The organism is Tetzosporium hominis (assembly GCF_002265435.1).
Taxonomy (GTDB): Bacteria; Bacillota; Bacilli; order Bacillales_A; family Planococcaceae; genus Chryseomicrobium; species Chryseomicrobium hominis.
Genome location: NZ_NOKQ01000204.1, coordinates 101268 through 111230, shown reverse-complemented (window position 1 = coordinate 111230; position 9963 = coordinate 101268). Strand labels below are relative to the sequence as shown.

At 42.9% G+C, this 9963-nt stretch carries 11 protein-coding genes; 5 read left to right on the top strand and 6 right to left on the bottom strand.

Translation table 11 applies throughout. From position 1 onward, the window contains the following. Positions 1 to 286: 286 nt before the first annotated feature. Positions 287 to 1027: a hypothetical protein gene (locus CF394_RS08035; RefSeq protein WP_094942842.1), complete on the bottom strand. Its 741-nt coding sequence runs from the start codon at positions 1025 to 1027 to the stop codon at positions 287 to 289. Continuing rightward, positions 984 to 4778 (bottom strand): DEAD/DEAH box helicase, encoded by a 3795-nt coding sequence (locus CF394_RS08030; RefSeq protein ID WP_165767508.1) that lies wholly within the window; start codon positions 4776 to 4778, stop codon positions 984 to 986. Before CF394_RS08030 ends, CF394_RS08035 begins: the two co-directional genes overlap by 44 nt. A gap of 82 nt (positions 4779 to 4860) precedes the next feature. Here CF394_RS08030 and CF394_RS08025 point away from each other — a divergent pair, with 82 nt between their 5' ends. Next, complete coding sequence (locus CF394_RS08025) at positions 4861 to 5211, top strand: STAS domain-containing protein (RefSeq protein ID WP_094942839.1); 351 nt, start codon at positions 4861 to 4863, stop codon at positions 5209 to 5211. Between the two features lie 40 nt (positions 5212 to 5251). On the opposite strand, the gene CF394_RS08020 is transcribed toward CF394_RS08025, so the two are convergent. The 3 genes from CF394_RS08020 to CF394_RS08010 form a co-directional block, all read right to left on the bottom strand. Continuing rightward, entirely contained in the window at positions 5252 to 5533 is a 282-nt protein-coding gene (locus CF394_RS08020) for a DUF1292 domain-containing protein (RefSeq protein WP_094942838.1), read from the bottom strand. 71 nt (positions 5534 to 5604) lie between these two features. Beyond that, positions 5605 to 6189 (bottom strand): YdcF family protein, encoded by a 585-nt coding sequence (locus CF394_RS08015; protein ID WP_094942836.1) that lies wholly within the window; start codon positions 6187 to 6189, stop codon positions 5605 to 5607. Positions 6190 to 6309: 120 nt separating this feature from the next. Further along, positions 6310 to 7611, bottom strand: a complete 1302-nt coding sequence (locus CF394_RS08010) for a M48 family metallopeptidase (protein ID WP_094942835.1) — start codon at positions 7609 to 7611, stop codon at positions 6310 to 6312. Positions 7612 to 7818: 207 nt separating this feature from the next. Between CF394_RS08010 and CF394_RS08005 the strand changes: the two genes are divergently transcribed. The 3 genes from CF394_RS08005 (at position 7819) to CF394_RS15770 (ending at position 8596) form a co-directional block, all read left to right on the top strand. Further along, the gene (locus CF394_RS08005) at positions 7819 to 8136 is read left to right on the top strand and encodes an ArsR/SmtB family transcription factor (RefSeq protein WP_094942833.1); all 318 of its coding nucleotides are present in this window, start codon (positions 7819 to 7821) and stop codon (positions 8134 to 8136) included. Positions 8137 to 8207: 71 nt separating this feature from the next. Next, the gene (locus tag CF394_RS15775; RefSeq protein ID WP_165767506.1) at positions 8208 to 8363 is read left to right on the top strand and encodes a hypothetical protein; all 156 of its coding nucleotides are present in this window, start codon (positions 8208 to 8210) and stop codon (positions 8361 to 8363) included. Positions 8364 to 8431: 68 nt separating this feature from the next. Next, on the top strand, positions 8432 to 8596 hold the full coding sequence (locus CF394_RS15770) for a hypothetical protein (RefSeq protein ID WP_165767505.1): 165 nt from the start codon (positions 8432 to 8434) through the stop codon (positions 8594 to 8596). Between the two features lie 115 nt (positions 8597 to 8711). Here CF394_RS15770 and psiE read toward each other — a convergent pair whose 3' ends face one another. Next, on the bottom strand, positions 8712 to 9179 hold the full coding sequence (psiE, locus tag CF394_RS08000) for a phosphate-starvation-inducible protein PsiE (protein WP_094942832.1): 468 nt from the start codon (positions 9177 to 9179) through the stop codon (positions 8712 to 8714). A gap of 225 nt (positions 9180 to 9404) precedes the next feature. On the opposite strand from psiE, the gene CF394_RS07995 reads away from it, so the two are divergent. After that, positions 9405 to 9953 carry a hypothetical protein gene (locus tag CF394_RS07995; protein ID WP_094942830.1) on the top strand — a complete coding sequence of 183 codons (549 nt, stop codon included), beginning with the start codon at positions 9405 to 9407 and terminating at the stop codon, positions 9951 to 9953. Positions 9954 to 9963: the final 10 nt, after the last annotated feature.

The window sequence follows — 9963 nt, the reverse complement described above, 5'->3', positions numbered from 1 at the left end:
CGTTGATACCTGCATCATACAAGAGGACTTTTTTCTTTTCAAGATGTCTTTGCGTTCAAGACAGGAATGCTCCTCGCGCTACACCTCGGTTAAAGTACGGAGCGTTTCATACGAGTATTCTAAAATTCAAAACTTGGATTACGGGCGACTGCGGGGTCTCGCAGAACCTCTGATACCCTGGGAAATGGCATCTCAGGTTCATAATTCTTTAGAAGCATAGTAGACCAAAAAGGGAGTTTCTCATTATGAGAAACTCCATTTGCTGGCTTTTGTCCCAGCCTCTTTCTTATTTCCAGGTTGGTGCTTCTTGTTCTTCAATAGCCTGCTCGAGTGTCGCGTCCCAGCTGCCGATCGCTGGATTCCATACCCGTACATAATGCTGCTGCTCTTTAGAATCATAGACTAAAAACTCATAGCAAGTCACCCACTGAACTTCTCCGTCATCAGAACTGGATAAGGCATCCACTGTCTCCACAAAATCTCCTACATGCTCTGTTTCTTCAGCCATCTTTCCCCGAATTCCTTCTACTAACTGGTCTTCGTTTAGATCGATACGTTGATCAAGCTGAGTGAACCTGAAGGCGTTAGTAGGTTGTTCCATTACTTCTATTTCAAACTCTGTAGGTATGAACCCACTATGAACGGGACTGTAGAGCAATTGATCGAAGCGTTCCTCCTGCAATTCCTCGCATACCCCCGCTTGAAGTTGTCGAGTTCCCTGTATGGTCAAGCTATACCCGCTCTTCTCCAATTCAACAAGTCCGTTCTGCTGCATCTTAGTTAACAGGTCTTCTATAAACAATTCTTCCACATGTAAAATATCTGCAATGGCTATTGCTCTTCGGACAGGAAGCGTCTCGATGACGTGGAGCATCATTCGCATCAAAATATCGAGACGGAATCTGCGCACTGGCATATAGCCCACTTCAAAGGACCAGAGAGGCAACTCCCAGGAAGCCTCTTTGACAATGGTAAGCACCGGGTTACGAAGTAATTGGCTCTTCAATTTCGCTTGTTGCTCGGCCATCACCGGTCACCTCCTCTGGTGTTCTACGTGTCTCCAACCGGTCGACCAGTTGGACAACATGTCCATACATCGCGCGCGTCGCTTCACGTTTTACACGTCTTGTGAACATCTCCTGGCTACCAATCAAGATCAACAATTCTTTCGCTCGGGACAAAGCCACGTTCAAACGGCGGTAATCGTTGGCAAAACCGATATCTCCTCTGCCCTCTGTCTGATTTCGAACCATGCTTAAGACGATGACTTCCATCTCCATGCCTTGGAATCGATCGACTGTGCCCGTTCTCATATGAAGATGTGGCAGACGCAATTCTTGTTGAATCAAACGGTCCAGCTGCTTCACTTGCTCTCCGTAAAAACTGATGACTCCTACTGTTTTTTGAGCATCTAGCGGGAACAAGCCTTGCTGCTTGCTGCGTTCCACTGCGGCATTTAAGTCAATCAATGCCTTTTTGGTCACTTCAAGTTCTGCTGGGTTCCATAAACTGCTTCCGCCTTTTGCTCGTTCTTCCAAGAAACCTTGTTGATTCGGCAAGTCAACCCAAACCACATGATCTTTTTTCCGGAGCCACGAAGTCGCTAACCCATGCGCTCTTTGACTCTCGGAATCTTCAAGACCGCAAGACAAGGCATCTTGCTCATATTGATAGAACGGAGCAATGGTTTCCATGATGGTCTCATGCATCCGGTATTGAATCGCGAGCATCGTTTTATGGGTGGCCGGAAGATGTTTATAAAGCCTTTCGAATAAGGACTCTTTTAATAAGCTCTCCAACTCTTGTTTACCCGTAAACTCCGTTTGTTCTTCTATCAGTTGAGCTAGGGTCTCTTCAAGAGTGTCATCACCTAATAATGGTGGCAACTGATGATGGTCACCCACCAAGATGACCTTCTTCCCTTTTAGCATGGGAAGTAACAGCTCTGGAGGAGTCGCTTTTGATACTTCGTCGATGATGACGACATCAAAAGAAGGATAGTTTTCTATAAAGTCTTTACGTGCTGATGCCACACAAGTCGTTCCGATGACATTTGCATATTTAACATTCAGCTTCCGGATCTCATCGACGTCTTCTGCAGACGCTTGCTCCAGAAGTTCTTGCCACTGCGTCTGTAGCGCTTGATGAACCGGTGCTTCTTTGTCTTCTTTTTCATATTTATCGAGCTCAAATTTAAGAGACAGCCATTCCTTTTGCACGGCTTCAAGCTGCTCCTCCGGCTTTTCACTTACTAGAGGCTCTAATAAACGAATCTCTTGCTCAAGACGCGTCCGTTCCTCATCATAACCTGCGGATTCGGTCAAGAATGTAGTCAGTTGTTTCTGTGCTGTGTGACTTTCTTTCTCTGTCTCTGACAATGAATCACAAGCCATTTGATAGGTCGCCTCAAAAGATTCTATTTCCACTCGTAACCGTTCTAAAGTGACGAGCTCTCGTTCTAATGTAAACTTGCTGGTTGCATCTACTTCTTCAAGTTGTGATCGCACAGTCTCTCCGTTTACCTCATTCCAACGAGAGGTCTGCTCCGCAAGAAGTTCTGAAAGATGCTCTTTTCTTTCTTCAAACGTACGCGCTTGTTTCCGTTCTTGCTGATTCTGAAGGAGCGCTTGCTCTTGCAACTCCGTTCTCAATAACTCGAGTTCAGACTCGCCCCGGACTACCAGTTCTTCATAGTACGCATCAATAGCCGCTAAATAACGCATGCGAGTATAGAGTCCTTGAACGTAATCGGCTAGTTCACGGGTTGAAGGCAGCTGCTTCATGCGAATCCAGTGACGACCTTGCTCAAGATAGCGTTCAAGTTCCGGATGGGTAAACGTCGGTTCTGCTACAGGGCGAACAGGCCGCTTCTTCTCTTTTAAAAGCCCAATAAAGTATAGCAATGCCTTGTCATAGCGAGCGTATAGCTCTTTTGCAGGGTGATACGTCTTAACCAGCCCTCTGATGCCTTCAATCCCTTTTACTTTGAACAACACACGGGCTGTCGCAAATGCGGGTTCTCTCTCTAGCATCTGGTGAATCGCCGCTACAGAACGCAACTGACGAATCTCTTCGATTTCAGAATCCATCACTTGGAGTTTACTCTCAAGACCTGCCAGTTCTCGTTCGATTTCTTCAATCTGTTGCAGAGTGGTTTCTCGTTCTTGAAGGAGCGTTTTGATTTCTAACAATTGGTTGACAGCTTGAATGCGTTCTCTTTTCTCCATAATGTCCGATTGAATGACCTGAGGCTCCGGATAGCCTTTCTGTTTTTCTTCTAATTGCGCTTTCACTTCTTGTGCATCTAGAACTTTTTGAGAAGCCTTTTCAACTTGTTCTTGGAGACGCGTTCGCTGTTCCTTAATCTGCTCCATATTCGTCAGGAGTTCCGTAAGTTCGGTTTGAAGCACCTTTTGCTCAGCCAACGCCCGCTCTTTTTTCTGAACAGCTCGTTGACACTTTTCTAGTCGTACTTCAGTTTCTTGAAATAACGGGCGAAGTCTCGCAAGTTCCGATGTGATGTGTTGTAGACGAGGAGCACGTTCCGAGACCGCATCCGTAACAGTTTTTAATGTGACATCTCGCCAGTACTGTCCGATGTTTTCTTCTATAAACCGTTGCCCTTCTTCTTCAATACTCTCCGTCCGTCCTACGCGTAGAATCCGGATATCTTTATTTGCCAACAAGCGACTGAGTGCATTGTCTACGGCCAGATTGGACTGGGAAGCAACCAGTGTACGAAGGCCGGCCTTAGCATTTTGAAGACAAATTTCAGAGATGACCGTTGTCTTCCCGGTGCCTGGCGGCCCTTGAATCACATAAAGATCTTCTGCAGCAATGGCTCCTTCGACAGCTCGTCTTTGAAACGGGTTTAAAGGATGCGAGAATGTCAGCTTTGGAATGGTGCGAAGCGGAGCAACCGGCGGTGTCTCTTCAAATAAGATTTGCTCAAGTAACGGATTTTCAGCTTGCCCTCTCTCTAATTGCTGGAAACCTGATCGCAGTCTTCGAATCTGACTTAGAGAGGCAAAGTTCGACACCACGGCATCATGTCCAAGACGATCCAGTGGCGTGCGACGAATGACATCTTCCATATAGGAGAGCACATCAATCTCTAAGATTCTGTCTCGAGGATTTGCTTTGCTGACTTTTCCCACTTCTTTTCCTAAACTAAGAAGCTTAATGTCCATTTGACGCATCTGCTTCCACTCTTCAGGCTTCAACTCTACTTGATACAGCGTCAACTTGCGGAAGTCTTTTTGCACCGCCACATCTTGATAGCGGAATTTGATGTCCGGAATATCCAGTTGTTGCTCTTGAATAGCTAAATAGCCTTCCCAACCAGCAATCCGCTTCCGAACATAATCTGTTCGTTCATTAGCAAACGGAAGATCTTGCAACCATTCACGAAAAGCGGGAGGCATCGGATTTTTGATGCGAGCGTCCGGTGCAAACGCAAGTTGGACGCTGCGTCTCCAGTTTGTCGGTTGCCCTATCTTTTTTGGAACCATCATAAAATGAACAGCTGTCAGCACATGATCTTCTTCGAGCAAAGTGAGAACCGGCATCTTGCCGGCGTTATCTGGCTGCGAAAAGTGCGTAAAATAGAGCAGCACCTTGGTCGCGGTCTGCTCTGATTCTTTATTTTTTTCAATTTGGACGGTAAATATCGGCTGTTGTGTCAGAAATCCCGTCTCTGCCCATCCAAAGCGTTTAAAGGCCTCTTGAACGGCTTTCGTCAAACGAACAGGACATGTAAATAAACGTTCCGTTGTCATCGTATCCCTCATTTAGTTCTGCTTCTTTCATAGTACAACGAATGTCATTTAGAAGAAACCGTCAGAAGTCCTTTCTTTATGAATTCATTTCCCGGGAAATCGTTTTGTATCTTTACCTGTCATCGGGAACATCACACGAAAACGAGTAGAACAATTGGTAGAAGTAGCCTTAGTTAGAAGTCAAGAACTAAACTTGGACTATCTGTTTGTCGATCTATCTGGAATCACGGAAATGGATCAGTCTGCTGCTGATTCGTTGATGAAGATTACGAACTTGTTGAATTTATTAGGTGTGAAACCGGTACTTACCGGGTTACGCCCAGAAACCGTTCTTCAAACGAACCGATTAGGAATTGAATTGAAGCACGTAATGATTGAAGCGAATTTAGAACGCGCTCTCACTAAAATAGGGTTTTCCCTTCAAAAAGATTAAAAAAGACACTCCGATTAGTTTCACGGAGTGCCTTTTAGTTTTAGTTTAAATCTTCAGCAGCTTCTTCTTGAAGCTCTTGAAATGCTTTTGAGACACGCTCAAACTCCGCGTCATCTTCGATTTCATATAGTTCTTCTTCCCCTTCAACTTTCAGGAAAAAGACATCAATATCTTCTTTTGTTTCATCTTGTACGTCTTCTGAAAATGCAACCGCTGCATATTCGATCTCATCGACATGGACGAGGCCGAGAACTTCAATCTCTACTTCTTGACCATTCTCATCTTCCATTGAAAAAACGTCGCCTACTTGTACAGTACTCATTCTAGTTCCTCCTCGTAATCTGTCTTACGTCTTCAGCATAGCATACATATGCTTGATACTCCTCTATTCCCTCAGAAGGCTTGATGAAACGTCAATTGATAACCTACGTAGGCAAGCGTCTCTCGAAGCACAAATGGGAACTGCTCTGCCCAAGTAGAATAAACACTTTGTGGAGTTGGAGAGGCTTCTACTTCTAAATCAAATACATCTGCCATCATCAATGCGCGTTTCATATGAAAGGGATCGCTGACAAGTAAGAAGTTGTCTAACTCCCAAGACGCCATCAGTTTTTTAACATATTCCATGTTCTCGCGTGTCACTAGTGATTGATCTTCAATAATAATGTCTTGCTCTGGTACGCCAAGTGCAACAGCGTAAGCTTTTGAAGCCTCTGCTTCACTAATCAGACCGCCTTCAGTCATCCCACCTGTGAAAACGAGGGTTTCAACAAATTCGTTGTCATATAGCCAGACCGCATGATTTATACGCTCGCGAAGTGCATAAGATGGCTCTTCACCGTCTAGTCGTGTTCCCAATACTAAGGCAGCATCTGCATGACGAAGCTCTGTTTCTCCTGTGAATGTCCAAATCCCGTACATAGATAATCCAATATATAAAAGCAGTGCACTAATGCACGCCTTCCCAACCCATTGCATAGTTTGTTTCTTCCCCCATTTGCCAATCTCTCATATTTTTTTATTATGCATCATTTGGAGATTGCTGCATAGAGTAGACATTGTGAACAAAAAGAAGCCGCCCCCGTGGGAGCGACTGAATTACCAGGATAAGTAGTTAAGCACATCTTCAACTGTAGATTCGCCAGTAATATCATATATCGTATAGCCTTCCGGGTCTGGAAGAGCCGGGTCTGCCCCGTACTCCAAAAGCAGTTCTACAGTTTCGATATCTTCGTTGTAAACTGCGAGAACCAGTGCAGAGTCCACATCATCATAAGTGTTTGGATCTGCCCCCAATTCTAGTAAATATTCTACTGCTTCAGGAGAATACCCTTTAACCGCATACATCAAAGCATCCGCACCGTATTCATCTTGTTCGTCAATTGAATCTCCAGAGGCTAATGCTTGTTCCATGGCTTCAATGTCTCCCATATAAGCCGCAGACATGAGGTCTGTTTCTCCCGGCGTCTCAAAAGCTGATTCAAGACCAAGTGATTCTTCTAAACCTAACGCTTCTGAACCTGCAAATAGACTACCCCAAAGCATGCCACCTGCCGCAAAAAGTGCAATGCACGCAATGTAAATAGCTGTTCCTAGAGCCGCTAAGCCTGCAACACCAGCAAGGATTCTTCCTGTGCGTGGATAGTAAAGTCTTTCAGCACTCCCTGCAAATTGAGAGATGCTTTGAATTCGCTTTGGTAAACGAGGGTGTGTCGACAGAACTTCCGTCAGCCAGACAACTCCATTCGATTCTGTTTCAATCTGTTGCACGTAGGCTTGCTCATCAACCTCTGCATACATCTTTTTCCCAATTCCTAAAAGAGTTAATGCACGTTTAGCAGCATCAGGATTCTGAATCATAAATGCCGCATGACGATCACACGTATATTCGCATGAGCGGCTATACGCCTGAGACAAGAACGGAATAAACGCAGCTGGTAAAATGGCAAGGTTCTTCCATACATGACGGCGTTTCACATGTGCCAGTTCGTGAGCAATAATAAAGTCTAACTCATCTTGCCCCTGCTCCCTAGCAAGCTCGAATACTTCAGAATACAATACGACCATATCTCGCCCTAAAAAACGAGTGGCAAATGCATTGAGCGCACCTTCAGACTGTATGACAAAAATATCAGGCGTCTTTTTTAAACCCATCTCTTTCGATAGTTGCTGAACACGGGCATAGACATCCGGAAATTGATTTTGATGGATTCGCACCCCATTACCTCGAATAGAGCCTAACATCATTAATTGCATATAAAAAATAAATGCAAATACGATTAGAGCTATTGGAATCCCAACAACTGATACGGCCACACCTATGTATACAAAAATACTAACGATCATACTGAGCACAAAGTAGAGCGTCTCACGGTCTGACTTAATTTGATTGAGCTGCATCTTTCTTCCTCCTTTTACTTTCCTAGAATAGCATGTAGACCTATGCAATTCCTACTCTATTTTCGACATTTTCTAACAATTAATTTTTGCAAAATTCACCATTATCAATTAATCAATATTTCTTGATGAAATAGTTGACATGCGGTTTTAGAGGTCGTATGATGAGTATATCAAGGAAATTTGATTGACAACTAGAAGGTGAATTCGATGCAAGAAACGACATACTGCACGTTGTCTTCCGATACACTCGCTACTTTTGAAAAAAAGTTTAAAGCGATCAGTGACCAGAAGCGTCTGCAAATTTTAAACATCTTATCGAATAAAGGCGCCATGTGTGTGGGAGATCTTGCCCCACTCGTTGACATGACACAATCAAAGCTGTCCTATCATCTAAAGATTTTATTAGACGCTGACCTTCTTACGAAAGAGACTAGCGGGACGTGGAGCTTTTACGAGCTAAATCAACACGAGTTGAATCAACTTCTCTCGGATGAGTTATGCTGCCTGTTCAAACCGGAAAACTGATTTCCGGCTGTGCTTTTAATCAAATTGTCTTGTTTAATTAAAAATTCAAACAATTTTAGGAGGGATTTCGTATGATGAACGTATTTACAATGCAAGAATCTGTGAAAGATCACCAAGACTCCGTCCACTTTTTAGCACAGCAACGTTTGAACAATCAAGCGTCCGCTCATTCTAAAACACAGCCATGGACGAAATGGTTTTCAGTCAAATCTCGCAAGTCGGCTTAATTTTTTTCGCACTTTTATCAAATTGTCTTGTTTAATTAAAAATTCACACAATTATGGAGGAATAGAAAATGATGAATTATTATACTTTTGGAGAATCTGTAAAGGCTGATCAAACTGAAATGGAATTCCATACTAAGCAACGTTTAGAAAATACGACTTCTTCATTTACTTCTAAAGTAAAAGGTCTTTCTAAATGGAATTTCTTAAAGTCTACTCAAAAATCAATCGCATAATCTATGCGAATGTCTCGATCAGACGAGTTATCGTCTTCCCATGCTGAGCGCACCCTTGTCAAAGTGATTCGCACCATCATGAAAAAGTGGTTTCAAAAATGAGTAAAGCTCCGCTTCATCTTATTAAAGATGAAGGGAGCTTTTTTTCATGTTGATTAGCAATCTCCGGCCGTTCTCGCGGAGTCATGTTAATGATGAAATAGCTTGCAATCAAGATAAAGATGACTAAAGCATTCAATAATGTGTGAACAGGATTATCATGTTCTACAATGATTACCCGTGTCATGGCTGTGATTCCGATGTACAAAAAGTATCGAAGCGGGAAGTGATAGTCTTCTTTAAAATACTTTACAATCATTGCAATGAACTCAAAGTACAGAAAAAACAATAAGATATCAGCTAAAAAGACTTTGTAATCATAGGACTCGAGCGTCCAGAGCAACTGTATGAATTCCACTAAAGAACGCATCAACAAAAAAGAAAGGGTAACTGCAAGACCGAGAAGGGCAACATTCAAGAACACTTGAAGAACTTTAGGTACCATAATCGAAAGTGGTGTAGCTTCAGGAAACGGCTTTCTCATCTGACTTCCTCCTCTACTCATCTCTACTGTACTTTCTTTCTATAAAGACCCAGTAAATCTCATGTAAACTTTTCTAACAAAAATAGATTAGTCTAGTTATACGTGGTTTTATAGCATTCGTCAATCATTATTTTTGGTAAGCGTTTCCATTTATAATGGTTTTCTCACGACTTCTTCTCGCGCTCTTGCTATACTGCGAATAAGGTTTGGAAAGGAGCAGATGACATGTTTACATTTGGTTTTACAGATTTCTTATCGCTGCTGATTTCCGCATTTATCATTTTACCTATTGTCGTTTTTGTTCGAGAGACCGGATATATCGTAGCAAGTCTCTTTTTTGGAGTGAAAAACCCTCGTATCACAATTGGCTCCGGACCACGTCTTTTCAAATTGGGTATACTCGATGTACGAAAGTATTATCATTTATATAGTTGGTTTTCCTATGACGATCTAGCGCACAAAAATCGCTGGATCTATGTAGTCATTTACGCGGCACCTATTCTATCTAATATCTTAGTGGGAATTGTTGTTAATCTTTTAGTCGTTAATGGTGTATTAGACGATACTTTAGCTTTTTGGGACCGCTTTGTCTTTTACATTTTTTATTACGTTTTATTCGATATCGTACCTATGAGAATGTTAAACGGCAAACCCAACAACGGTATGATCATTTACGAAATGCTACGTTATGGCAAACGAACGGACTACTGTCCAGAACCATTCCTCCCATCTACAACAGAAAGTGAAAAAGAAATAAAAAAGTCTCAAAGATGAGAGAAAAACA

Bases quoted from the DNA above. Each gene is read 5' to 3' on its own strand.
- psiE (WP_094942832.1), bottom strand. From the start codon at position 9,179: ATGAGAAAGCCGTTTCCTGAAGCTACACCACTTTCGATTATGGTACCT.
- CF394_RS08035 (WP_094942842.1), bottom strand. From the start codon at position 1,027: ATGGCCGAGCAACAAGCGAAATTGAAGAGCCAATTACTTCGTAACCCG.
- CF394_RS15775 (WP_165767506.1), top strand. From the start codon at position 8,208: ATGATGAACGTATTTACAATGCAAGAATCTGTGAAAGATCACCAAGAC.
- CF394_RS08015 (WP_094942836.1), bottom strand. From the start codon at position 6,189: ATGCAATGGGTTGGGAAGGCGTGCATTAGTGCACTGCTTTTATATATT.
- CF394_RS08010 (WP_094942835.1), bottom strand. From the start codon at position 7,611: ATGCAGCTCAATCAAATTAAGTCAGACCGTGAGACGCTCTACTTTGTG.
- CF394_RS15770 (WP_165767505.1), top strand. From the start codon at position 8,432: ATGATGAATTATTATACTTTTGGAGAATCTGTAAAGGCTGATCAAACT.
- CF394_RS07995 (WP_094942830.1), top strand. From the start codon at position 9,405: ATGTTTACATTTGGTTTTACAGATTTCTTATCGCTGCTGATTTCCGCA.
- CF394_RS08030 (WP_165767508.1), bottom strand. From the start codon at position 4,778: ATGACAACGGAACGTTTATTTACATGTCCTGTTCGTTTGACGAAAGCC.
- CF394_RS08005 (WP_094942833.1), top strand. From the start codon at position 7,819: ATGCAAGAAACGACATACTGCACGTTGTCTTCCGATACACTCGCTACT.
- CF394_RS08020 (WP_094942838.1), bottom strand. From the start codon at position 5,533: ATGAGTACTGTACAAGTAGGCGACGTTTTTTCAATGGAAGATGAGAAT.